The following is a 26,404-nucleotide window of genomic DNA, read 5'->3' as shown; positions in this document are numbered from 1 at the left end:
CCGGCTCCTAGTTCAATACTTTATTCTCTCCGAACCACTTGGTTGAGATCTCGGCGGCTGTTCCGTCACTGCTCAGTTCATCCAGCGCCTTCTGCAGCTCATCGAGCAGTGCTTCATTGCCTTTCTTAATTCCGATGCCATATTGCTCAGGGGCCAGCGATTCTTCCATCAGCTTGTACGTATCCGGTTCCTTAGCTATGTAATATCTGGCAACAACCTCATCGATGACTACCCCGTCCAGACGGCCCGACTTCAGGTCGGTCAGTGCCAGTACATTATCGGTGAATTCAGACACGCCGCTAAGTTCGGCCTTGATCGGATTCGCATCCAGGGCATCGGCGGCAGAGGAGAGGCTCTGCAGTCCGACCTCTTTGTCTGCCAGATCCTGAAGCTTCGTAAGCGCTGAGCCCGCCAGCACGACAACCACCTGGCTGTTCTCCAGATAAGGCTTCGTGAATAACACCTTGTCCTTGCGCTCGTCCGTGATCGTGTATCCGTTCCAGATCATATCGATCCGTCCGCTGTTCAGCTCAGACTCCTTGGCGGACCAGTCAATCGGCTGGAAGGTAACCTCCCGGCCCATCTTCGCGGCAGCCGCCTTCGCATAATCAATATCGAAGCCGACAATGTCATTGTTATCATCCCGGAAGCCCATCGGAGCGAACTTGTCGTCGATGCCGATCACCAGCTTCCCGTCCTTACCGCCTGAACTGGAGCAGCCAGTGACCACTGCAAGTGCCATAATTACGAGTAGAACCCATATTCCCTGTCTCTTCATCTCTCTAATCCCCCTAGTAGATTGCCTGCCGCATCCGTTGCTTTAGTTCGTTAATACGTTATCAGTGTATCATAATAACATATCATGTGAGTTCATGTCGATAGAGTTGAGAGAGGCAGATGTGTCCAAAATAAATCTAACTTCTCCTTCCCGGAGCTGATCGTGTTCATGTGTGCTTGGCTATCCGTTTGAACGGCCAACCGCCTCCATCCCGGCAGTGCCGGAATGAAGGCGGTTTCAGATAACAGCTATATGCGGTAAGGCTCAGACTGCCGTATTTACACCAGCTTCTCTACCTGTTGCTTCAGTATTGCGTGTTGCCTGATTGGCTGGTCTTGCCTGAGGCAAAGCCTTTGAACAGGGTGGGGACACTGCGGTAGCGGGTGTTGGTAATTTTGGCAGAGCTGCTGCTGCTGTCTGTGCGGAAGATGGAATCCTTGACGTTCGAGATGTCAGAGTTATCCAGAGTGAAGTTCACCGTGTACGAGGTTCCGCCATTCTGGCGGGCCAGCTTGCCGATGTCATTCGCTTTGAAATTCTTGATGTTGATCGTGCCCGCAGCGTTCGCCTGGAACACTTTATCGTAGGCTTTGTACGCACCCCCGCCTGTAATATTGACGGTGCCGGAGGCCTTCAGGGTCAGGGCATCCTCGCCGACATCCTGCCAGGTCACATTGGAGATGGTAGCATTCCCGTAACAGTGAACCCCGTCTGCGCCGGGAGCGCCGATAATTACATTTTTGAGTGTAGCATTCTTTTCCAGCCGGAAGATGGGCTTCTGGTTCTCTGCCTGACTGCCGTCTCCTAGCGTGCTCGGATTGGCGACAAACGTCTGGCCGCTGCCGTCATACGTCTGCCCGGCCGGTACGACAATCGTCGAATTCACCACAATCGGCGTTGCGGCAGATACCTCGGGGGGACTGGCAACATAGAACGAAGACAACAGTGCAACCGACAGGAGCAAGCCAACTACCTTTTTCAAAAACATTCCGCCCTTCAGCTGTAGAATTAGGTCCGGCGCACCGGTCCCTTGTGGCATACCAGCCAGATGTGCACCTCTGACGGCACCCGATATCTAGCCTATTCAGAACACGTGTGCATAGAACAAAATCCTTTTAATGAGAATGATTTACATATTTCAGACACAATTAGGCAAGGGTTGCAAGCTGAGAGATAAAGGATAACAATAGTAGAATAATAGAGCCGTAGAAACGGGGGAATTGAGAATGACTGAGGAAGAGCTTGACGCAATGTGGGAGAAGCAGATGCAAGAGGAGAAAGAAGAGAAGGTGAAGAAGTACAGCATTCTGAACACCTTGGCGCTACAAGGGCAGACTGTACTGGCGGGCTCCTCGCTGATGGAGTTTTTTCCGGTGAATGAATTGCAGCAGACGCTGGAGAAGCGGACCATCATCTATAACCGCGGGATTGCGGGCTATGTGACCAGGGAATTGCTCGATTCGCTGGAGGTATGTGTGCTGGCGCTTGCGCCTTCGCGGCTGTTCATTAATATCGGCACGAACGATATCAGTTCAGCGGACGGGGAGTATGAGCTAGGGAAGCTGCTTGCGAATTACAATGAAATTCTGGCCCGGATCGGGGCCAGGCTGCCGGAGTGCAAGGTGTACGTCATGGCCTACTACCCGGTCAACGCCAAGGCCGACTTTCCCGGCATGGATGAGGAGCTGCGGGCGAGCTACTTCCGGACGAGAACCAATGCGGCACTGCTGGAAGCGAACCGGGCCGTGGAGGAACTGGCGGTCAGGCACGGCTATGAGTTCATCAATGTGAATGAGGGACTGATGGACACCGAAGGAAATCTGAAGGAAGAGTACACGATGGATGGCGTTCATATGTATGCTAACGGGTATGCGGTGGTGCTGAATAATCTTAAGGGGTATTTGTAAAAGGCAGGCACAGAGACGTAAAAATAGCGCTGTCAGGTTGAAGTGCCATGCCTGTTTTGTCTACTTCTTTTTTTATGTCTTCATCGGTCATTGTTATTTTTAATATTTGCCTTTATTAAGGTTTTCTTTGTCTGTTGGGGATCGATAATAATCGATTTTTTATCTAAAGAAGTTTCATTCAGATCAATCCCTACATCAATAACCTTAATATCTCTCTGATCAACTACTTTGCCGGAACCATAGGAAGTTTGATAATGAGTAGTTTTTACAAATGAAAAATAGAGTTCCTTGTATAGTTACTGATGCTCCAATTTCAGAGCCGTCGCTGCCATCAGGTGTTCCGCATTGGCAGGTATTACTCCAATTGTTAATGCCAATAGTGCAGTGGAGAGTAAAGCAGCTATTCTTTTCATTGCATAGAATAGTACCTTGGCCAATGCATAGTCTATACCTTACATTAAATCCCTTAATAGCCCCGTCCCTCAAATCAACTCCCGCCGCCGCTTCAAATACACATACAGCACGATGCCCGACAGGGAGCAGACGGCGGCGCATAAGCCGATGAATCCGTACCCTGCCTGGAGTCCGCGGAGCAGGCCAAGCTCGGTAGTGGAGCCGTAGAATGCTTTTACGGCTTCAATCACCCAGCCGATAATGTAGTTGCCGATGACGCTGCCGAGACCCATCAGAGTCACGACGAAGGTAATTGCGGTGTCGCTCCCGTTCGGGTACCTGCGGGCAATGAAGGCCATAACGGTAGGATAGATAATAGCAATTCCGGCCCCGGAGAGGGCGAACAGAAAGGCGAGACGCTCCCCGCCGGCCAGGGCGGCGAAGGTGCAGACCGCTGAGAAGCAGGAGAAGATAATCAGCGAGAGTACGAAGCCGATCCGGTCTGTCAAAGCGCCGAGCAAGAGCCGGCCTAGAGAGAACACCAGGAAGAAAGCAGAGAGCAGGCCGGAAGCCCGGACGGTGTCCCAGGCATAGGCTTTTTCCAGAAAGTTAACCAGCCAGCCGCCCACTGCCAGCTCCGAGACCACGCCGAAGGACAGGATCATCACCATCATCCAGAGCGCGGGATCACGCGTCAGCGTGCGGAAGGAGGTGCGGTCCTCCTGCGGCAGATCATCCCCGGGATACGTGCTGCGCAGCGCCGAGAGTATCGGCAGCAGACAGAGCGACAGCATGACCAGATACATCCCCCGCCAGTCCAGCAGATGTCCGAACACGCTCAGCGACATCACTCCGGTTGCGAGCAGCGGCGCCACAGTTGAGCTTAATCCATAGAAGAAGTGGGATAGGTTCATCATCATCCCCGTGTTTTTGACGAAAATACGTGCCCCCAGAATCGCCAGTCCGATCTCCAGCATCCCGTTCCCGATATACATCAGGAAGTAGGAGGAAGCAAACAGCGGATAGCTGTGCGACAGGTAGATCAGCACCCCCGAGAGGACCATGGAAGCGAATGAAATGATAGTGACGGCCTTGATGCCCCATTTGCGGACAAGCACAGCGGTGAAGGAGCAGGCGATCAGATATCCCAGCGCATTCAGTGAGAGCAGGGTGCCGAGCTGGCCTTCGTCCAGATTGAACGACAGCTGAATCCGCGGAATGGCGGGCCCTTTAATATTCTCCGAGATGCCAAAGACGACAAAGCCCAGAAAGATTGTTACGAGCTGCATGATATAGACGGTGTTACGTTTACTGCGTGGTGCGCTGGCGGAATTGCCGGATTGAGCTTTCACAGTAAATAGCCTCCTGGATGATTCAAAATAGTTGTGCCTTACTTACGTTCAACCAGGCGGAAGCGGTAATTCAGGCTTTCCGTGGTTGTGGTAATTAGTCCGCTCATGTATTCCTGCCGGGTGTCCCGCTGAATCATAAGCTCAGGCATATGCTCAGGCGGAATAATGTCCAGGCATCCGCTGCGCAGATCCTCCAGCATCTCCGGCGAGATATTATCACCCGTGATAACGATGGTGGCCGGGTTGATGATGCTGATGATCGATACCAGTGCGTGCACAGCCAGCTTGCGGGGATCCCCCATTCCTTGGAGCAGCCGGAGCTGTTCTTCTCTGGGTATGCCGTAAGGCAGATAAGACACCTCACCGCTAAAAAAGCTGTTGCCGTTCAGCAAACGTCCGTTCACCATGAAGCCGGCCCCCGGATAATGATTCTTGGGGAAGGTCAGCACGGCAAAATGACTCTCTTCATCCAGCAGCAGCTTCTGGTACAAGCCATACACCGTCAGATTCATATCATTCTCAATAATGATCTCAACCTCTTCATATCGTTCCTTCAGGAAAAGTCCGAGCGGCTGCTCTGCAAGCGCAGGGACATCGCAGATGCCTATGCGGTCATGCTGCACTACCCCAGGAATGCCTATGCCGATCGCCTGCACATTCGGATGGTCCGCAATCATCTCATCCAGCCAGTCTCTAAGGGTATCTGGAGTAATCTCTTCACATTCCTTGACAGCTTCCTCTTTGATTTCACCGTTCAGATTGGCAAGCGCACAGGTAATGGATTGACGGCCGCCCTCCGAACGCACAATCATACAGATAATAGAAGAGTAATCTGCGTTGTACTGATATTTTCTCGCCGGTCTGCCGCCACTGGATTCTTCCCAGCCCAGCTCCAGAATTTCACCGGTCTGAACCAGTTCATTCAGAATGGTGCCGCAGGTAGCCACGCTCAGCCGCGTCTGCCCAGCGACAGAGGCTTTGGTGCCGGTACCGGAGGTGCGCAGCGCATTTTTCACCAGCTCTACGTTTATTTTCTTGACCAGTTGTGTATTATGAGACGGCTGTGTCATAGCGGATTTCCCCTCCCGGATGATTCTACCGATGTTATTAAAAGAGTTATAATAAGTGTATTGTAGTCAGTTTCCGGTGAAAGGGCAAGATATAATTGGTGGAGCAGATTGCTGCATTGTTTCATAACAAAAAAGCCTACTCCGCATGGAGTAAGGCTTCTTACCGAGTATTACCAATAATATAACCTGAAGCCCCTATGCCACTGTACCAGGAGGGCCGCTGATTCCAGGCCTCCTTGAAGTGGGGTTCTTCTATCATATTCCTGGAAAATCCGCGCTGAGACGGTAACAACCTAGGCGTATCCAATATTTCGCCAATCCTCTGTACAAGAGGCAGCACAGTACTAACGCAGCTCACTCGGTGTCCGCAGCTTGACCTGCTTGAACACCCGGTTGAAGGTGCGGATATTGGTGAAGCCGCATTCCAGGGCGATATCCAGAATGCTTTTATCGGTGCCCAGCAGCAGTCGTTCAGCCTGGTTGATACGGATGCTGTTCAGGTAGGCGATGTAGCTCATACCTGAGATGCTTTTGAAGAAGCGGGAGAAGTAGAACAGACTCATATTGGCATGCCGGGCGGCATCGGCCAGGGTGATAGGGTGCATGTAATGGACATCCAGGTACTCCAGCACCTCCTGCATAATCTTCATATTCGTAATGCGCCGCTTATCCTTATGCGGATTCACGACATCCAGCGGCATCTGCCGCAGAATCAGCGCACACAGCTCGTGCAGCAGGCCGGTCACCAGCTGTTCATGATGCGGGGGCTTCTCCAGATGCTCCTCCAGCAGCTCCTGCATAATTGCAGGCAGGCGGGGGTTAATCTGTTCTGAAGCAGACTGGCTCTGGTCCAGAAAAGGAGACATCAGCCGCTTATTCAGGAGCCAGCCTGCCGGATATCCGATCAGTGAAGGATTGAAAATAATCATCAGCAGCTTGGACTCGCTGTTCCTGCTGTCATAATAATGGATATCTCCGCTGCTGCATACGGCCAGATCCCCGGCGGTCAACACCCGTGTCTCGGAGTTGATCCCCATCCTTATCGACCCCTCCAGACAATAGACAATCTCCAGATCATTGTGCCAGTGGGCCAGGAAATTAATATTCCGGCTCACAAAGGCCGTGAAGGGAAACGCGTAGCCGTACGTCCGGTTCTCATGAAACGCTCTCATGGTTACTCCTGTTCTCGTCCTCCCGGCAGTTCGTCAGGAAGCGGTTTCAGTGATTAGATGCTTATCGCATCCTGCAGTCTTAAATTTAGCAAAAATTGACCATTCTCACAAGCAAAATGACGAGCAGAAACGCCAGCAATGGATTACAATTTCTTCAGGAAGACCTGATATTAATCGATCTATAACCCGAACTTGGATAAATAGGACAAAAAGGAGAGCTTGATATGGCAAAGAAGGCATTGATTGTAAAAGGTGGATGGGACGGGCATGAACCGAATGAGGTAGCGGCGATTTTTGCAGATATCCTTACGAATGAAGGCTTCAAGGTTGAAGTCTCGGATACGCTGGACAGCTTTAATGACGCGGAGGCGCTGAAGGCGCTGAACCTGATTGTACCGGTCTGGACCATGGGTGAAATCAAGGGTGAGCAGTGCTCGGCGGTTCTGGCGGCTGTGGCTTCCGGCGTAGGGATCGCGGGCTGTCACGGCGGGATGTGCGACTCCTTCCGTAACAATACGGAATGGCAATTTTTGACCGGATCGCAATGGGTGGCGCATCCCTTCAATGACGGGGTGGATTATGAAGTGAACATCGTGAAATCCGGCTCCAGCCCGATTGTGGAAGGCATGCAGGACTTCATGGTGAAGTCAGAGCAGTATTATCTGCATGTCGATCCGGCGGTGAATGTACTGGCTACCACCACTTTTGTCATGAGTGAAGGGGAGCATTCGGCTAATGGCGTCATCACGATGCCGGTGGTCTATACGAAGAAATGGGGCCAAGGCAAGGTATTCTATAATGCGCTTGGACATCATGCGGATGTGTTCGATATCCCGGAGGCCAAGGAACTGATGCGCCGGGGCTTCTTGTGGGCAGCCAAATAAACGAAGGACAAGGTGGGAAACAGCGTGCGTAAAGTAAAAATCGGGATTGTCGGCTGCGGGAATATCAGCGGCATTTATTTTGAGAATTTGACGGGAACCTTCAAGAATACTGAGGTCTACGCTTGCTCGGATCTGAATCTGGAGCGGGCGCAGCAGGCTGCAGAGCAGTACGGGGTTCCGAATGTATGGACGACAGCGGAGCTGCTGGCTTCGGAGGAGATTGAGATTGTCGTGAATCTGACGACGCCGAATTACCACTTCGAGGTGTGTAAGCAGGCGCTGCTGTCAGGCAAGCATGTATATGTAGAGAAGCCGCTGTCGCTGTCGCTTGAGCATGGGACTGAGCTGGTGGAGCTGGCTAAGGAAAAAGGATTGTTCATCGGCTGTGCGCCGGACACCTTCCTCGGAGCGGGCCTGCAGACCTGCGCGAAGCTGATCGCGGACGGGTATATCGGTGAGCCGGTAGCGGCGACAGCCTTCATGCTCTGCCACGGGCATGAGAGCTGGCACCCGGACCCTGAGTTCTATTACCAGGCCGGCGGCGGCCCGATGTTCGATATGGGACCTTATTATCTGACGGCTCTGGTATCCTTGCTGGGCCCGGCGGCTACGGTATGCGGCATGACCAAGACCTCGTTCCCTACCCGGACCATCACCAGTGAGAAGAAGTTCGGCAAAGTGGTGGAGGTCGAGGTGCCTACACATGTGGCCGGAACGATCCAGTTCGCCAGCGGTGCTGTTGCAACGATGATTACCAGCTTCGATGTCTGGCACAGCACACTGCCGCGCATCGAGATCTACGGCTCGCTGGGCACCCTGATTGTGCCGGACCCGAACACCTTCGGCGGCCCGATCCTCTTGCGCCCGGCGCATAGCGCAGAGTTCAAGGAGATTCCGGTGGTGCACAGCTATGAGGGCAACAGCCGGGGAATTGGCGTGGCAGACATGGCCCGCTGCACCCAGACCGGAGAGACCCCGCGCGCTAACGGTGAGCTGGCCAATCATGTACTGGAGATCATGCACGCCTTCCACACCAGCTCCGATTCGAAGCGTTATGCCGAGCTGACCACCACCTGCGAGCAGCCGAAGCCGCTGGCTCCGGGACTGATTAAGGGATATTTGGAGTAGCGGAAACATTTCAACAGGCAGCGTTCTGTCCCCGGTTGCGGGGAGGGGCGCTGTTTTTTTGTGAGGTTCCACTTTGTTTGAACTTGTATATACAAGTGTAATGTATGTCAACAAGTTCTTCATGGAGGTGCTTCAATTGAATCAAGAGAGTAAGGCCCGGCCAGCGGAATGGTGGCGGCGGTCCACCGTGTATCAGGTATATCCGAAGAGCTTCAAGGATACGACGGGGAATGGAACAGGCGATATCAGAGGTCTGACGGAGAAGCTGGATTATTTGCAGGAGCTGGGGATTGATATTGTCTGGCTCCAGCCGGTCTATGTCTCGCCCGGACATGATAACGGTTACGACGTGGCGGATTATGAGCGGATCAACCCGGAATTCGGTACGATGGAGGATTTCGACGAGCTGGTAGCGGAGCTGCACGGGCGCGGAATGAAGCTGATGACAGATATCGTAGTCAACCATACCTCGACAGAGCATGAGTGGTTCAAGCAGGCGATCTCCAGCCGGGACAATCCGTACCGTGATTATTATATCTGGAAGGACCCGGCGCCAGGCGGGGGAGTACCGAACAATTGGCAGTCGAAGTTCGGAGGTCCGGCCTGGCAGTTCGATGAGGCGTCAGGCCAATATTATCTTACTCTGTTTGACAAGACACAGGCGGATCTGAATTGGGAGAATGAACAGGTCCGCGGCGCGGTGAACGAGATGATGCTGTTCTGGGCCCGCAAGGGTGTAGATGGATTTCGGATGGACGTCATTAACCTGATCTCCAAGGACCAGCGCTTCCCGGATGATGACGGGAGTGTGCCGCCGGGAGACGGGCGGAAGTATTATACAGACGGTCCACGGGTCCACGAATACATCCGGGCGATGTACGATGAGGTGTTCGGCCCGCATGAGCTGATTACGGTCGGTGAGATGTCCTCTACGACACTTGAGCAATGCGTCCGTTATTCTAGTCCCGAGCGGCGGGAATTCTCAATGACCTTCAACTTCCATCATCTGAAGGTGGATTATCCGAACGGCCGGAAGTGGGAGCTCATGCCTTACGATTTCGAAGCGCTTAAGCGGCTGTTCAGCGAGTGGCAGACCGGGATGCAGGAGGGCGGGGGCTGGAACGCTTTATTTTTCAATAATCACGATCAGCCTCGCGCGCTCTCCCGGTTCACAGACGACACGGCGTACCGCGAGGAGAGCGCCAAGCTGCTGGCGACTACACTGCACGGATTACAGGGCACACCCTATGTCTATCAGGGAGAAGAGATCGGGATGCCGAATCCCAAATGGCGGGGAATTGAAGAATTCCGCGATATCGAGTCGCTCAATATGTACCGGATTCTGTGTGAGCAGGGAGCAAGCTCCGGGGAGGCGCTCGCGATCCTGCAGGAACGTTCAAGGGACAACTCCCGGACGCCGATGCAGTGGGATGACAGCGCGAATGCAGGCTTCACCACCGGAACGCCTTGGCTAAAAGTGGATGAGCGGTACCCGGACATCAATGTGCGTCAGGCGCTGGAACAGCCGGATTCGATCTTCCATCACTACCGCAAGCTGATCGCTCTGCGCAAATCGCACGCTATTTTCGTGGACGGATTATACCGCAGGCTGGACGAAGGACATCCCGAGGTGTTCGCTTATGCACGGACGGGGGATAATGAGGCGCTTGTCGTGGTCTCGAACTTCAGCAGCAAAGAGATTATGTTCCGGCTTCCGGATGATCACTGGGCGAACTTAAGCGCTAAGGGGAAGGGTAAGCTCCTGCTTGGCAATACCGGAGAGCATCCTGCACTTACGGAGGAGCTTCAGCTCCGTCCGTATGCTTCATATCTGTGGCTAGTCAGCCGGGACTAGAAGAGACCGAAATTGCGTGAATGTACGTTGAAATCGGAAAGGCTACTAGGCATTCATCAACTATGCGAGGAGTGACAATATGGCTATAGACCGCAAAAATGTTGAAGACATCGTCCGGGCGGTGGGAGGCAAGGAGAATATTGAGGTGGCTACGCATTGTGTAACGCGCCTGAGATTCTCGCTCTATGACGAGAGTAAGGTGGACGCGGCGGCGCTGGACCGCAATGACCTGGTGAAGGGTCAATTCTCTTCCCAGGGGCAGTTCCAGATTGTCATCGGACCGGGAACGGTAGATAAAGTCTATGATGAGATGATTCAGCTGACCGGCGGTGCCCGTTCCTCCAAGGATCAGGTGAAATCAGCCGCAGCCCGGAACCTGAATCCGCTTCAGCGGATCATCAAGACACTGGCGGATATCTTCATTCCCATTCTTCCGGCCATCGTTACTGCGGGTCTGCTTCTGGGGATCAATAACCTGCTGACCGGCCCGGGGATCTTCTTCAGCGATTCGCTGGTGGATGTCTATCCGCAGTGGAAGGACATTGCTGCTATCATTAATACGATTGCCAGTACGGCATTTACATTCTTGCCCGCACTGATAGGCTGGGCAGCCGTGACCCGCTTCGGGGGCAGCCCGCTGCTCGGGATTGTGCTGGGTCTGATTCTGGTGCATCCAGACTTATTAAGTGCTTACAGCTATGCTAACGCTTCTACGGAAGGTACAGTTCCAACCTGGAATCTGTTCGGCTGGCATCTGGAGCGGATCGGTTATCAGGGACAGGTGCTGCCGGTCCTGGTATCGGCCTATATCCTTGCCAGAATTGAGAAGTTCCTGGACAAGCGCGTCCATGATTCCGTCAAGCTGCTGGTGGTGGCACCGGTGACGCTGCTGATTACAGGCTTCCTGGCCTTCACAATTATCGGACCGGTTACGTTCGGCATTGCCAATGGCATCACCTCCGGCCTGGTGTATATCTTCGATCATTTTGCCATACTCGGCGGATTAATCTACGGCGGATTCTACTCGCTCCTGGTCATTACAGGCATGCATCACACCTTCCTGGCCGTTGACGTTCAACTGATCGGCAGCGAGAAAAGCACCTTCCTCTGGCCAATGCTGGCACTCTCCAATATTGCCCAGGGTGCGGCAGCACTGGCGATGATGTTCGTGGTCAGAGAGCAGAAGACCAAGGGTCTGGCTGCGACCTCCTCCGTCTCGGCCTTCCTCGGAGTTACCGAGCCGGCCATCTTCGGGGTGAATATCCGCTACCGCTATCCGTTCATCTTCGGGATGATCGGCTCCGCGATAGGCGGTGTGCTGCTCACTATGAATCAGATCCGGGCTACATCCATTGGGGTAGGGGGAATTCCCGGCTTCCTGTCGATCTTCCCTAACCAGTGGGGTGTGTTCTTCATCGGGATGGCGATCGTCCTGATTGTGCCTTTTGCCTCCACTGTACTGTATGGCCGGGCGATTGCGCAGCGTGCACTGAACAAATCGGAAGCAACAGCAGGCATAACAGCAGCCGATTCTTCCGTTACAGCCCCTGAGCTAAGCAGCCGCAGCTCCGTTCAAGGCTCGCAGGAGCAGGAACCGGTGAATATCCTGGAACTGGCGTCACCGCTTAACGGAACGGCGGTACCGCTTGCGCAGGTCCCTGATCCCGCTTTTGCTGAGCGGCAGATGGGGGATGGGATTGCCATTGAACCTTCCGAAGGCAAGGTATATGCTCCCTTCGATGCTACGGTAGCTCACGTGATTAAGAGCAAGCACGCGCTGATTCTGGAGCATGCCAGCGGAGTCCAGGTGCTGATCCATGTCGGAATTAACACTGTGTCGCTCAAAGGCGAAGGGTTCACGACAACTAAGCAGATCGGCGATAAGGTGCGTGCTGGCGAGCTTCTGCTGGAATTCGATATGGAGGCCATCCGTGCCGCCGGGTATCCATTAATTACACCTATTATCATCCCTGCCGGGCAGGAGATGGTGGAGCGGATCGAGGAGCAGAGCGGACCGTCCACGGCGAAGCAGACCCGTATTCTAACCGTTCATCTTAAGGGTTGACCCGTGCGGATCAGACATGCAATATAAGGAATGGAGGACAGCCCTGCGGGGCTGTTTTTCTACAATTTAGGGCGGCGGTGATGATCGATGAGAGAGAATATATTTTTGCAGATCTATACGGAATACAGCAGCCGTATCCAGGCTGGCCAGCTCGCGCCTGGAACCAAGCTGCCCTCTGAGAGTGAGCTGGCGGATGCTTATAAGACATCGCGGGAGACGGTGCGCAAGGCGCTGAATCTTTTGTTCCGCGACGGCTATATCAACAAAATCAAAGGCAGGGGCTCGTTCGTGCTGGACCTGACGCGGATGGATTTTCCCGTAACCGGACTAATCTCATTCCAGGAGCTGACCGGGACACTTGGGGTTCCCTCGCGGACACTGGTAGAAGAGACGGTCCTGGAGCCGGCAGGCTCCCTGCTGGCCCGGCAACTGCATATCACTGAAGAGATGCCGGTATGGAAGGTCATCCGCGCCAGAGAGATTGAAGCCGAGCGGATTATTCTGGATAAGGACTATTTCCGGTCAGATATCGTTCCCTTCCTCAGTAAGGAGATCGCAGCAGGCTCTATTTATGAATATCTGGAGGCTGAGCTGGGTCTGAAGATCAGTTATGCCAAAAAGCTGATCTCCATTGAGCCCGCGACTGAGGAGGATCAGCACCTGCTGGACCTGAAGCAATATCAGCACATTGTTGTGGTGCGGAACTATGTGTATCTGGAGAATACCGTGCTGTTCCAATACACCGAATCCCGGCACCGGCTGGACAAGTTTCAGTTTGTGGATTTTGCCAGAAGGGTTAGGCGGTGAACAGTCAGGATCGGGCTGCCAGAAGAGCATTCCTGACCTAGCTGAATATGAAGCACCATAAAGCAGGGCGTTCACGTATAATCGTGCGCTCTGCTTCTTTTTTTGGCTTTTTGCCTGTGTTATCGACATTTTTCGATCATTTGTGAGTATTTTGTGAGAATGATTTGCTTTTATTAGGGATAGGCTTGCATTTCTATGATGAAGAATGGAGTGAGACAATGAAGCGTAACAAGCTGCTTGCACTGCTAATGGTGCCCACAATGCTCCTGTCTATGTTTCCTGCACCCCTTGCTGTACATGCAGATTCAGCAGATTGGGGAGCACGGGCTGCCTATGGCGGAGAAGGTGGGACAGAGCTTTTCCTGGGAGGCAAATTCATTGAACTCGGGATAAGCAACTGGGGAAATTTCGGTACGAAGGGCGATAAGCCCGCTAACTTCCGTGGTACGAATTCAAGAACGAATCTGGGAATGAGTGCCGATCATGACGGTTATGGCACAGGCAAGAATCTGCCGGTCGATTATTATTTGCCGGGCAGACCGGAAGAACGTTTCGCGGTAGGCTACCAGATCGGCGGAAATACATATGCCAAGTCTAATTCGGCGTTGATGAATGTCATGGATATGCCGACCACCGTTGTAAATACCTCGCAGACCGATAAAGGCATTCTAAGTGCGGCTACGGTATCTACTTGGGCGGGCACGATGGAGATTAAGCAGATCATCAGCTTTGGGGAGAACCAGAAATTCTACCGCAATGATGTGACTATTACCAATCTTACCGATAAGAATTGGGACGGGGCGCGGTATATGAGATCGATGGACCCGGACAATACGGTGGATCAAGGAGGAGAATATGTCACTTCTAATATCGTGACCCACACCTTCGAAGAAGACCGCGTTGCAGTCGTGAAGGCAAGTACCTTTAGTGATAATGATCCGCTGTACAAGGCCTTTGGTTCTAGAGCCCCAATCTTCTTCTATTCCAGCGATCCACGGGCTAAGGCTTCCGTCTTCGGGTTCAGCAACAATAACCCCTATGCTCTGGAGGCTTACAACAGTCCGAAAGCGAAGAACGTGGAAGTCAAGGATGATGCGGGGATTACCATGACCTGGGATTCCGGTAAGCTGGCTCCGCATGCAAGCAAGACATTCACCTATTACACGAGTCTCGATGAGCGGGATTTCAGTGAAGTCATCTCAGACATTGAGCTGGATGAAGGCGCCAGCACCGAGCTGGTGGAAGCCAAGGCGAATAATGGGACAGTTGCCGGCAACCAGAAGGTGAATATAGTCGGTGCGACTCTTGCTAAGCCAATTGATCCAAGTCATATCCGCATCAATAATCTGCCGGAAGGACTTGGGTTCGCCGTAACCCGGCTGAGTGATACGGAGCTTAACTTCACGCTGACTGGTGCAGCCGTTGATCATGCTAAGGATGCGACCACGAAGAACCTGTCCGTTACCGTCGATAAAGAGAATCTGCTGGGGATCTCCTCCGGTCTGACGACCAAGACCTTCAGTGTAACGTTCAGAGACCCTGCCACGCTTAGTGTGAACAAAGGGATTGTATCCGAAGCCGTCTACGGCACAGGTGAGATCACCGAGACGCTTGGCGTAACGCTGACTGGCGGCAAGTTCGCCGAAACGGTTGGTGCAGAGGATGTGTTGATTCATGGTCTTCCAGCCGGTCTTGGCACGGAAGTGACCCGAGTTTCCGATACGGAGCTGGAGCTCAAATTCACCGGTGTAGCTACCGTGACCAGCGATGTCTATGGAGCTTATGTGAGCGTGGCTTCCGGGAAGCTTGAGGGAAGTCCGGCGGACTTAAGCACGAACACCTTCAAGTTCGACTTCATGGACAAAGAACCTTATCTCGTAGTCCGGACACCAGTGCTCTACGAATCTGAGGGGAACGACGGCACGATCGGGGATTCCCTTATCCTTGAGCTGAAAAACGGTTCCTTCGATGAATCGGTTATGGATGCCATTGATGCGGCGAATTGGCCGCCGGGCCTTATGCCGGGTAAGATTACCGTGGACAGCCCCACCCAGATTACTGTAGCGATTGCCGGACAGGCAGCCAGCCATAAATCTGCGGACAGCGTGGACCGGGCAGCGGTTACGGTAGCAGGCATTCCTTCAGGAACCTTCGCTATTCTATTCCGCTCTCCGCCTGCAGCGATTACGGCGTCTCCTGATGTGATTCACGATGCAGGTGACGGCTCGGCGGCAGAGACGCTGACGGTAACCCTGCGCAACGGCGCATTTACAGAAGAGGTTGAAGGCGGCGTAAGCGTTAATAATATGCCTGAAGGCTTAAGCTTCAACGTGGTGCGGGTTAGCGGCACGGTACTGGAGATTCATTTTACCGGTCAGGCGGCTGGAAAATACGAGGCTTCTGCTTTTGCTTCAGTCACAGTTGATCCTTCTATTATTGTTGACGGGGTTAAGCCGATGACCTCCAATAACGTTGATCTGCAGTTACCGGGTGCTGGCGCACTGGTGAAACGCGATATGGAAGCATTAACCTGGGATTTGATCCGTAAGGACAATATCGTGCAGAGCTCTGTGCTCAGCGGATTAGATTTACCGCGAACCGGAGCGAGCGGCAGCACGATCACCTGGACATCGACCAATGGAACGGCTGTTGCTACTGACGGCACGGTGACAAGACCGCCGTTCAAAACAGGCGATCAGCCGGTTACATTGACAGCGGTGCTGAAGAATGGGGCATCCGAGCTAACGAAGACCTTCGAGCTGATTGTCAAAAAACAGAACGGAACCAATGAGCAGTCGGTAGCAGAAGATACAGAACTGCTTATCTGGAATACGATCCGTGAGGAGAATATAAAGCAGGAATCCGTAACCTCTGCTGTGTATTTGCCGAAGAATGGCACAAATGGCAGTATAATTACCTGGACTTCCTCCGATGAAGGGGTTATCGGCACAGACGGTACCGTAACGGCACCATCCTATTCAAAGGGAGACCAGACGGTAACCCTGACAGCGGTCATCCGCAAGGGGGATAAGGTACAGAACAAAACCTTCGTGCTCACAGTTATCAAGCGTCCGATAACAGACGAAGAGGCTGTAAATGAGACCTTGGCTAAACTTAACTGGAACATGATTCGGAAAGATAACGAGAAGCAGGAGCAGGTCCTGACGAATCTGGACTTGATTACCGAGGACACGAGCGGCAGCACGATCACCTGGAGCTCCTCGAAGGAATCAGTTATTACTCCAGCCGGTGTTGTGAAGCGTCCTGCTTATACTGCTGGAGATCAGACGGTAACCCTGACAGCGGTCATCCGCAAGGGGGATAAGGTACAGAACAAAACCTTCGTGCTCACAGTTATCAAGCGTCCGATAACAGACGAAGAGGCTGTAAATGAGACCTTGGCTAAACTTAACTGGAACATGATTCGGAAAGATAACGAGAAGCAGGAGCAGGTCCTGACGAATCTGGACTTGATTACCGAAGACACGAGCGGCAGCACGATCACCTGGAGCTCTTCGGAGGAATCAGTTATTACTCCAGCCGGAGTTGTGAAGCGCCCTGCTTATACTGCTGGAGACCAGACGGTAACCCTGACAGCGGTCATCCGCAAGGGGGATAAGGTACAGACGAAAACCTTCGTGCTCACAGTTATCAAGCGTCCGATAACAGACGAAGAGGCTGTAAATGAGACCTTGGCTAAACTTAACTGGAACATGATTCGGAAAGATAACGAGAAGCAGGAGCAGGTCCTGACGAATCTGGACTTGATTACCGAAGACGCGAGCGGCAGCACGATCACCTGGAGCTCCTCGGAGGAATCAGTTATTACTCCGGATGGTAGCGTGAAGCGTCCCGCTCATGGTGATGGAGACCAGAAGGTTACTCTAACCGCTACAGTGACCAAAGGCGGTGTGTCCTATCAGAAAGAGTTCGTAGTGACCGTTAAAGCCCAGCAGGAGAGTATCAATGATCAGCTTGATGAAGCTATGAAACTGCTGAGAATCGGCTACAAAGGACAGGATACAGCCAAGAGCGTAACGCAGGACGTTGAGTTGATCTCGAAGGGCTACTATGACTCCGAGGTCGTATGGACAAGCCATCGCAGCGATATTGTCAGCAGCACCGGCGAGGTTCAGCGTCCGCTGAAGGATACGGTGGTAAGATTGACGGCTCGTGTTGCCAAGGAAGGCTTCTTCCGGGAGCAGGACTTCTACATTACGGTCAAAGGAACGGCCACAGTTGACCTTCCTCAGGATGAAGTCAATGTCAAGATCGGTTATGCTCCTGGAGATTCAGAGGAGTCAGTGACCCGCAATCTCTTCTTGCCGAAGACTGGTGACACCGGCTCAGTCCTGACCTGGACTTCGAGTAAACCGGAGGTTCTCACGAACACTGGCCGGATTAAGAGACCGGGACCCGATGAAGAGGAAGTGACGGTAGAGCTTACCGTGCAGCTGGCAGACCCGGACCATCCGGGCGAGATTTTAATCAAGAAGTTTACTGTAGTGATCAAAAAACTCAGTGACCAGGAAGCAGCAGAGGAAGCTGCAAGAACTACGGGAATCCATCCCGCTGCAACCTTCGCTGAGGGAGATACCTGGGAGAGTGTCACTGAAGCCTTCGTATTGCTTCAGACCGGCAAATACGACACGAAGATTACCTGGACCTCAAGCCTGCCTTCGGTGATTGCTGTCCAGCAGGATGCGGACCAGGCCAAGGGCAATGTAACGCCTCCGGCCCAGGATACGAATGTCATTCTGACCGCAACCTTTACACGGAATGGCAAGAGTGCTGTGAAGCAATATCTGCTGATTGTGAAGGCGAAGGGCGTAGTTAAGGAAGGCGCCGTCCGTGAGGCAACGTCCAGACAAGCCGGACTGTCTACCCCTAATGATGGTAATCCGCTAGAGCAGGGCGTGACCATTCTTAGAACGAACCTGTCGAACGGAACGAAGATTGACACTATTGTGATTGATGAGAATGAAGTGTACAACCTTGTGGAAGGCGTGAATCCGGACGACCCGGATGCAGCCAACCGGAGTGTAACGATCACCCACGTGGACGATCCTGCTGCACATGCGGATGAGATTGCAGTTGAAATTCCATCCACCGCCGTTTCAATTCTGGCCGGGCGCAAAGCTTCACTGGACATTGTAACTGCGCTGGGCTCGATCCATCTGGATGCTGCCAGCCTGGCACAGCTCGATGCCACCACTACCGACCTGTATTTCCGGATTGTACCCGTGAAGAACGCGCAGGCGAAAGCGAATGTCCAGAGCAATGCCATTCTGAACGGTACGTCCAAGCTGTCACTGGCCAGTGACAAGACGCTTCAGAATCTGGGGGCGCCACGCGAGATTGAGACGAACTATAGCAAGATCAATACCATGGTTCAGCTGCCGTTATCCGAGTTCGCGGATCAGATTCCGCTGCAAAGCTCCGGGGTGCGTGATGCTTTCCTGAACAGCTTAAGAGTATATGTTGAGCATAGCGATGGAGAGATTGCAATCTACACTCCAGAAATTGTGTATCATTCCAGCGGTGAACCTGTAGCGCTGGCGATCCAGATTAACAAATTCAGTACGTTCCAGATTGTGCGGATTACGGACAAGGCTCCTGAGCCGGTAAAACCAGCCGAACCCGCATCAACACCAGCACCAGCACCAACCTCTGCCCCTTCCGTCAAAGGTGAGGCGGTGCCATCAAGCACTGTTGAACTGACTGCGGAGCAAGTGAAGGACTTACAGAATAAGGGTGGAGAGATCGTAGTGGAGTCTGGCCTGGGAACAGTTAGACTAGATGCCGCTGCTATTGATCTGACAGAGGTCAGTAAGCAGTTTGGCCTTGCGGATGTGAAGACAGAAAACATTATCTTCTATGCTGAGCTGAGAGCTTCTGCTCCGGGCAACCTGGAGGCCTTCAAGCTTGCAGCCGCGAAGCAGAAGGTGCAGCCTGGTAATACTCTGGTGAACTTCTCCATTAAAGCGAAGTATCAGGGACAGACAGTACAGGTAACCAGCCACGGCTGGGCGAAGTACGAGCTTCAAGTACCGGCAGAGATGAAGATTACCACTGGGGTACTATACCGGGATGGTAGAATCTATCATCAGCCAACCTATGTAACCATCCAAGACGGATGTTATTACGCTACGATTAACAGTCTGGAGAACGGCGATTTCGGTCTGATCTGGAATCCGCTCGAATTCCATGATGTGGCGAAGCACTGGAGCAAGCCGGATGTGAATGACATGGGCTCAAGACTGGTGTCGAGCGGCACGAAGGAAGCGGTATTTGAACCGCAGCGGGCGATCACACGGGCTGAATTCACAGCTATGCTGGCAAGAGCGCTCGGTATTGTTACCCATGGGGAGCAGCCAGTCACGTTCAGTGATGTCTCTACAGGCGGATGGTACGGGCTGGAGCTTCAGGTTGCGACCCAGAACGGCCTGATCTCCGGCTATCCGGACGGAACCTTCAGACCGGACAATAACATCTCCAGACAGGAAGCTATGGCGATTGTCAGCAGAGCCTTAAGTATCACTGAGCTGAAGTCTTCACGCAGCGAAGAGCAGACTCAGCAGCTGCTGAAGTCCTTCGCCGATTCTGCATCCGTAGCCAAATGGGCAATTGCTAATGTGAAGGAGAATCTCTCAGCGGGCATTATTCTGGGCAGAGACGAGCAGCGTCTTGCGCCGAACGAGAATATTACGCGGGCCGAGGCATCGGCAGCGATCCGCAGACTGCTGATCCAATCGGATCTGATTAATCCGTAAGTACAAGCATCGCATAAGTACCATATAAGCAAGATCAGGGTCGTCCCTCAAGCCAGATTATGGCTGGGGGGCGGCTTTTTGCTGTGCGGAGAAGGACTGATATAAAAATCCGCAAAAAATGACCATTAACTCAAGCAAAATGACGAGCAAACGGTGTATTTTTCCAGTACAATCGGATGTAGGCGGGAATAATACATTTTTTCGGGGGAAATTCTTTAGTCTGCGCATAGGAAAGTTCAATTAGGGCTTGTACAATAACACTAGCGATTGTAAACGCTTGCTTTCATTCCAGAGGAGGGTATGATGCATTCTATGAATGTGCGGAATCCCGTAATTGCCGGGTATTATCCGGACCCCAGTGTGGTCCGTGTGAATGAAGATTTCTATCTGATTAACAGTACCTTTGAATATTTTCCGGGTGTGCCTATCTTCCATAGCAGGGACCTGATCGACTGGACCCCGATAGGGCATGTCCTTACCCGCCAGTCCCAGCTGGATCTGCGGACTACGAAGAGCTCGTCCGGCATCTATGCCGCCACGATCCGGTATCACGCCGGGCGTTTCTACATGATTACTACTGATGTGCGGGGCATCGGCAATTTCTACGTGACTGCGGATAAGCCCGAGGGTCCCTGGTCTGATCCGATTCTGCTGCCGCACGGGGGCATTGATCCTTCCCTGTTCTTCGATGATGACGGGCGTGCCTATGTCACGGTGCAGAACGGTGCAGGCTATGAATCGCATATTATCCAGTATGAGATTGATCCATTGTCCGGCGAAGTGCTGTCGGATCCGGTTAATATCTGGAGCGGCGATGACGGCCCTTGGGTCGAAGGCCCGCATCTGTACAAGATCAAGGGCGTCTACTACCTGATGACCGCCTCCGGCGGCACGGCGGGCGATCACCGGGAGATTATTGCCCGCAGCAGCAGCCCTTACGGCCCGTTCGAGGACAAGCCTGAGCCGATCCTGACCCACCGGGGACTGAAGGAGCATCCGGTACAATGCCTTGGACATGCCGATCTGGTGGAGGATACGTCTGGCCAGTGGTGGGCGGTCTTCCTGGGTATGCGTCCCGTGGAAGGCCGGTATTCCCCGCTGGGCCGGGAGACCTTCCTGGCTCCTGTCACCTGGACGGAGGACGGCTGGCCGATGATTGACAATAATGAAGGCACCGTTATTGCTGAGGGCGAGTCCAGCCTGGATGACCAGGTGCTGCACTTTACGCCGGAGGACGGCTTCGGGCCGGAGTGGGCCTTCCTCCGCGCCTATGAAGCGGAGCGTTATTCCTGGACTGAGCGCGCAGGAAGCCTCACCGTGCGCGGGAACAGCTACACGCTGGACGATGAGGCGCCCGCCGTGTTCGCATGCCTCCGCCAGCAGCATCACCGGATGGAGCTGGGCGTCAGCCTTGACTTCACGCCAGTGACCGAAGGCGAGCATGCCGGACTGGCTGCGCGGCTGAACAACCGTGGATATCTTTGCTGGGGACTTACTTGCCGCAGCGGCCGCCGGGTGATGGAGCTTGTAGTGAAGAACGGTGAGGAGCGGCAGGTTCACCAGTATGAGGTAAGCGGTCAAGGTCCCGTTCAGCTTCGCCTCCGTTGCGACGGCAGTTCCTACCTCTGCTCCTATTCGGCAGATGGCGTGTCTTGGAATGAAGTCCCGGAGACGGTTCATGTGTCGGTCCTGTCCCCGGAGGTCAACGGCGGCTTCACCGGTGTCTGCCTCGGCGTACATGCCTCGGGCAACGGTACAGAGGATACCAGCCCTGCTTACTATGAAGGATTCTATTATTCCAATATCAAAGGAGATGCCTTATGAATCAGCAACAACCCCCTAAGCCTAACCAACCGATCGTAACTCACATCTATACAGCGGACCCGTCCGCCCATGTCTATGAAGGCAAAATCTATATCTATCCTTCCCACGATCTAGATCATGATGAGCCTAGCAATGACAACGGCGACCAGTATAAAATGGAAGATTACCATGTTCTCTCGATGGACAGCATCGATTCCCCGGTGGTCGATCACGGCGAAGCGCTGCATGTGAGAGATATTCCATGGGCTTCCAAGCAGCTCTGGGCTCCAGATGCAGCTTATAAGAATAACACCTACTATCTGTTCTTCCCGGCCCGCGATCATGACGGAATCTTCCGCCTGGGTGTGGCAACGTCGGAATCTCCGGCAGGCCCGTTCACCCCGCAGCCGAATTATATGGAAGGCAGCTTCAGTATTGACCCGGCCGTACTAGTGGATGAAGACAACCAGGCGTATATCTATTTCGGCGGACTTTGGGGCGGCCAGCTGGAGAAATGGCAGACTGGCAGCTTCGTAGCGGATGCAGAAGGACCGGCACTTGATCAGCCTGCACTTGGACCGCAAGTTGCGCTGCTTAGCGACGACATGCTGTCCTTCCAGGGTAAGCCAGCCGAGATCTCCATTGTGGATGAAGAGGGGAATCCGATCCTCGCTGGAGATGAAGAACGCAGATATTTTGAAGGCCCGTGGATGCATAAATATAACGGAAATTACTACCTGTCCTACTCTACAGGAACCACGCATAAGCTCGTGTATGCGGTCGGCAAGAACCCGATGGGACCGTTCACGTTCAAGGGCGAGATCCTCTCACCCGTTATCGGCTGGACAACTCATCACTCCATTGTGCAAGTGGAAGACAAATGGTATCTGTTCTATCACGACAGCTCTTTGTCGGAAGGCGTCAACCACAAGCGCTGCGTGAAGTACACCGAACTGAAGTACAACGCCGACGGCACGATCCAGAGTATTAATCCTTATCCGGACGCGGAGTAAGCTGGCGGATAGATTGGCAAAGTAAATAGTGTTACGAGAATAGGCGTGAATAAGGAACATAGGTTGAAACATGAGGCAGCTCTTAACGGGGCTGCTTTTTGGCGTGGCAAGGGTGCGTGGACCGGATGTAATTGGAAACCGATCACAATTGGACTGGGGGCGCCGTGTAGGCCAAATATAATCGAAAAACCGATCACAATTGGACCGGATACGCTGCGTCGGCCAGTTGGAAAGTAGCAGATTGAGCAGACAGCAGGGGAAGAGGCACAGAATGTCCGCCATCTGAGTAACTGTCCAGCATAGCCTGCCGCCACCAGAATGAGCATCCCATCGAATAAGCACGCAGAAACAAATCCGTATCACCGTCCCGGGTCTATCTCACAGGACTTTTCTTTAATTTGACCAGCGAATCTTTAATTTCGCTTCTATCAGTCCCCGCAGGTGCTGCTATATAGTAACCTTGATCACTATCATCCAGTAGGAAGATTCATCCAGTTATTATGAATGCGTTCTCATCAATCTGAAGAATGAGGAGAGTGAACAATGGTAGCTACATCCCGGACACACAGAATTCGTAAGCTGACTTCAGCGGTATTAGGTACAGCGCTGCTGGTGACCCTGCTGCCGCAGACAGTGATGGCTGGAGACACCTGGCCGTTCAAAGGGGAAAGCGCACACGGTGCGAATCAGCCTAGCGTACACGGCTATACCAGCCAGCACATTGCGGACTGGAGTCCGCAGAGAGATCAGGACGCGGCACTGCTGCGCTCCCGGGTTCCCTTGCAGCAGCGGATTGCACCTTTCCAGCAGACTCAGGCCAATCCGGCGCTGAATCCGGCGGTGCAGATGATGAATGTTGCGGGCGATTACGGCAATGCTTTTATTGAGAATGCCCCGTACACTAACAAGTTCGCCCAATACCACTTCAACTTCTGGCAGTACATTGACTATTACTCCTACTGGCATGGAACGGCGACAGCTTATACACCGCCGGAATATTACGACGATCTGGCCCAGTCTGACTGGCAGCAGAAATGGTTCGAGTTCGGCATGCTGAATATTCCCAATCCGACCTATACCGATGCCGCCCACAAGAATGGGGTTATGTCACTGGCCGGGGTGTTCTTCTCGAACAATGACCGGGGACAGCAGACGTATAAGCAGATGATTGTGAAGGACGCGAACGGCAAGTTCCCGGTGGCTGAGAAAATGATTGAAATGGCCGAATACTTCGGGTATGACGGGTATTTCCTGAATCAGGAGGAGCAGAATCCGAATGTGGCGACGGCGGATCTTCCTGACTATATTGCTTTTATGAAAGCGCTACAGGATGGCGGGCTGTATGTGCAGTGGTATGATTCTCTGAATACCGCCACCGGAGCCAATGTCTTCGCCAGAACCTTCAATAACAACAATATCTCCATGCTCTACGATAAAACAGCTCACAAGCAGGTATCGAATTCGTTTTTCTTCGATTATGGCATGGGTAGCTCGCAGATTACCTCAGCAGCGAATTACTTGAATAGCCTCAACGCAGCTCAGGGGACGAGCTACAATCTCTTTGAGACTGGCTTCGCAGGACTGGAAGCAGGGCGCGACCGCTTCAAGAGCGTGCAGGGCTCAGCGCTGAGCAGCAAGCTGTCCGGGGGAATTCCCCGGACCAGCCTGGCGACACTGGGAGCGGACTTTGTACATGCCGGCCTGGATGAGGACATGAATAAGTCCTGGCCCGTCTCGAACCGTACGGATAACCAATACCAATGGATGACGAACCTGCGCGAGCAGCTATGGTGGTCAGGACCGCAGGTCAATCCGAAGAACACAGCGGTATCCTCAGTCAATACGGCAGCCGATGTATACGCCGATACCCGCTACTGGCCGGGGATCGCTTCGGTCATTGCTGAGCGCTCGGTGGTGAAGGATTCTAACTTCTATACCAGCTTCAATACCGGCCACGGCCTCTCCTATTACAAGGATGGAGCGGTATCCAGCGCAGCGGAGTGGTCGAACATGAGTCTTCAGGATGTTCCGGTCACCTGGCAATGGTGGCAGGATACTACCGGTAACCGCCTGAAAGTGGACTTCGATTATGGTCCGGGTTATGACCAGACCGCCAATTCGCGCATGAACTATCAGCAGCTCGGCGGTTACAACGGCGGCAGCTCGCTGGCAGTTAGCGGGAATCTGAACAGCGAGAACTTCCTGCGTCTCTACAAGAGCGATCTTGCCGTTAAGGCTGGTTCCAAGCTGTCCATCGTATACAATAAGCCGTCGGCAGACGACACCTCTGTGCTTAGCGCAGGACTCATCTTCCGCGACAACCCGAATCAAGTGGTGAAGGTGCCGGTTGCGAATAGCGGGAAGCATACCACGGGCTGGACTACGGCAGAGCTTAATCTTGGCGCGTATGCCGGACGGGAGATCGCGGCCTTCGGCCTGGTGTTCGCCCCTGGAGCCACTACAGCAGCCAATTACCAGATGAACATCGGCCAGCTGCGGATTCATGACGGCTCGGCGGTAAGACCATCGGCTCCTGCCGGTCTCTCCATTGTCCAGGCGCTGTCGGGCACGGATGAGATGATCGTGAAGTGGAGCATGGACACCGATTACTCCAAGGTAAAGCAATATAATGTCTACGTGAACGATATCTATATGGGCGGAAAATATGATGAGACCTTCTATATTAAGAAGCTTCCGGCCAAATCCGGCGTGCTGAAGGTGGCGGCAGTAGGTGCAGACGGGCTGGAGGGCGATGCGGCAACGCTGTCCTTCGACCTGAATGCGGCGGTATCCAAGGTGACTGCCGAATCCGCTGCGAATGGAGACTTCCTGGTGAAGTGGACGAATCCCGCCGCCGCTCAGGGCAGCATCAAGGTTACGGTCAAGTCGGTGAACTGGACGACCACGCCGCAGCCGGTATCCAGGGAAATGACCGTGCCGCAGGGGGCGGCCTCAGCGCTGTTCCAGAATATGCCCGTTAACGGAGATGAGTATACGGTTACCGTTCAAGCCGGAAATACCGATAAAATAACCTATAACGGAACGTTCACCGACAAGGTGTCCGAGCCTTATGCAGAGAACTGGTCCTGGAACAGCAATACGCTGAACCTGCCGATGCCAAGCTCCCGGGACTGGCGGTATATGTACATTAATGAAGACGGCCAGAACCGGTCGTTCCCGGTCACCTATCTGTCCGGTGCTGCGGGCATGAAGCCGATGATTATCCGCGGCCGCACGACCAAAGCCGCACTGAGCTTCACCTCTACCGCAGCAGTAGTTACCGTGGTCATGGAAGATTACAGCGGCAACAAGTCGCAGCCTGTATACCTTAAAGGCCAACCAACGCCGTAAGGCGCGGGTAGGGAATAAGTACCGCCCATTCTGCACAACATACACAAAGCGCT

15 protein-coding genes are annotated in these 26,404 nt (G+C 53.3%); 10 read left to right on the top strand and 5 right to left on the bottom strand.

The window, feature by feature from the left end:
• Nucleotides 1–7 precede the first annotated feature (7 nt).
• Nucleotides 8–778, bottom strand: coding sequence for an amino acid ABC transporter substrate-binding protein (locus tag NYE24_RS10350; RefSeq protein WP_076154341.1), 771 nt, complete (start codon nucleotides 776–778; stop codon nucleotides 8–10).
• 304 nt (nucleotides 779–1,082) lie between these two features.
• Nucleotides 1,083–1,766, bottom strand: coding sequence for a pectate lyase (locus NYE24_RS10345; protein ID WP_036699681.1), 684 nt, complete (start codon nucleotides 1,764–1,766; stop codon nucleotides 1,083–1,085).
• A 238-nt stretch (nucleotides 1,767–2,004) separates the two neighbouring features.
• Between NYE24_RS10345 and NYE24_RS10340 the strand changes: the two genes are divergently transcribed.
• Nucleotides 2,005–2,685 (top strand): GDSL-type esterase/lipase family protein, encoded by a 681-nt coding sequence (locus NYE24_RS10340; RefSeq protein WP_036699570.1) that lies wholly within the window; start codon nucleotides 2,005–2,007, stop codon nucleotides 2,683–2,685.
• A 482-nt stretch (nucleotides 2,686–3,167) separates the two neighbouring features.
• Here the strand turns inward: NYE24_RS10340 and NYE24_RS10335 are convergent, their stop codons facing one another.
• The 3 genes from NYE24_RS10335 to NYE24_RS10325 form a co-directional block, all read right to left on the bottom strand.
• On the bottom strand, nucleotides 3,168–4,367 hold the full coding sequence (locus tag NYE24_RS10335) for an MFS transporter (RefSeq protein WP_051493971.1): 1,200 nt from the start codon (nucleotides 4,365–4,367) through the stop codon (nucleotides 3,168–3,170).
• 101 nt (nucleotides 4,368–4,468) lie between these two features.
• Nucleotides 4,469–5,500, bottom strand: a complete 1,032-nt coding sequence (locus NYE24_RS10330; RefSeq protein ID WP_341026130.1) for an ROK family protein — start codon at nucleotides 5,498–5,500, stop codon at nucleotides 4,469–4,471.
• Nucleotides 5,501–5,844: 344 nt separating this feature from the next.
• Nucleotides 5,845–6,672 carry an AraC family transcriptional regulator gene (locus NYE24_RS10325; protein WP_342478605.1) on the bottom strand — a complete coding sequence of 276 codons (828 nt, stop codon included), beginning with the start codon at nucleotides 6,670–6,672 and terminating at the stop codon, nucleotides 5,845–5,847.
• Between the two features lie 224 nt (nucleotides 6,673–6,896).
• Here NYE24_RS10325 and NYE24_RS10320 point away from each other — a divergent pair, with 224 nt between their 5' ends.
• The 9 genes from NYE24_RS10320 (at nucleotide 6,897) to NYE24_RS10280 (ending at nucleotide 26,351) form a co-directional block, all read left to right on the top strand.
• Entirely contained in the window at nucleotides 6,897–7,556 is a 660-nt protein-coding gene (locus tag NYE24_RS10320) for a ThuA domain-containing protein (RefSeq protein ID WP_036699564.1), read from the top strand.
• A gap of 24 nt (nucleotides 7,557–7,580) precedes the next feature.
• A complete protein-coding gene (locus NYE24_RS10315) occupies nucleotides 7,581–8,684 on the top strand; it encodes a Gfo/Idh/MocA family oxidoreductase (RefSeq protein ID WP_076154343.1) in 1,104 nt (367 codons plus the stop codon).
• A gap of 136 nt (nucleotides 8,685–8,820) precedes the next feature.
• Nucleotides 8,821–10,539: an alpha,alpha-phosphotrehalase gene (gene treC / locus NYE24_RS10310; protein ID WP_342478604.1), complete on the top strand. Its 1,719-nt coding sequence runs from the start codon at nucleotides 8,821–8,823 to the stop codon at nucleotides 10,537–10,539.
• A gap of 79 nt (nucleotides 10,540–10,618) precedes the next feature.
• Nucleotides 10,619–12,604: a PTS system trehalose-specific EIIBC component gene (gene treP / locus NYE24_RS10305; RefSeq protein WP_036699561.1), complete on the top strand. Its 1,986-nt coding sequence runs from the start codon at nucleotides 10,619–10,621 to the stop codon at nucleotides 12,602–12,604.
• An 87-nt stretch (nucleotides 12,605–12,691) separates the two neighbouring features.
• Entirely contained in the window at nucleotides 12,692–13,411 is a 720-nt protein-coding gene (gene treR, locus NYE24_RS10300; protein ID WP_342478603.1) for a trehalose operon repressor, read from the top strand.
• A 218-nt stretch (nucleotides 13,412–13,629) separates the two neighbouring features.
• The gene (locus NYE24_RS10295; protein WP_342478602.1) at nucleotides 13,630–20,184 is read left to right on the top strand and encodes an S-layer homology domain-containing protein; all 6,555 of its coding nucleotides are present in this window, start codon (nucleotides 13,630–13,632) and stop codon (nucleotides 20,182–20,184) included.
• Nucleotides 20,185–20,484: 300 nt separating this feature from the next.
• Nucleotides 20,485–22,008: a glycoside hydrolase family 43 protein gene (locus tag NYE24_RS10290; RefSeq protein WP_342478601.1), complete on the top strand. Its 1,524-nt coding sequence runs from the start codon at nucleotides 20,485–20,487 to the stop codon at nucleotides 22,006–22,008.
• Nucleotides 22,005–23,000, top strand: a complete 996-nt coding sequence (locus NYE24_RS10285; protein ID WP_036699555.1) for a glycoside hydrolase family 43 protein — start codon at nucleotides 22,005–22,007, stop codon at nucleotides 22,998–23,000. Before NYE24_RS10290 ends, NYE24_RS10285 begins: the two co-directional genes overlap by 4 nt.
• A 543-nt stretch (nucleotides 23,001–23,543) precedes the next feature.
• Nucleotides 23,544–26,351 carry a hypothetical protein gene (locus tag NYE24_RS10280; protein WP_342478600.1) on the top strand — a complete coding sequence of 936 codons (2,808 nt, stop codon included), beginning with the start codon at nucleotides 23,544–23,546 and terminating at the stop codon, nucleotides 26,349–26,351.
• Nucleotides 26,352–26,404 lie beyond the last annotated feature (53 nt).

Origin of the sequence: Paenibacillus sp. FSL H7-0350 (genome assembly GCF_038593195.1) — a bacterium.
Lineage (GTDB): Bacteria > Bacillota > Bacilli > Paenibacillales > Paenibacillaceae > Paenibacillus_AQ.
Note: the sequence above shows the minus strand (reverse complement) of the source record. Positions and strands in the feature narration are given on the sequence as shown.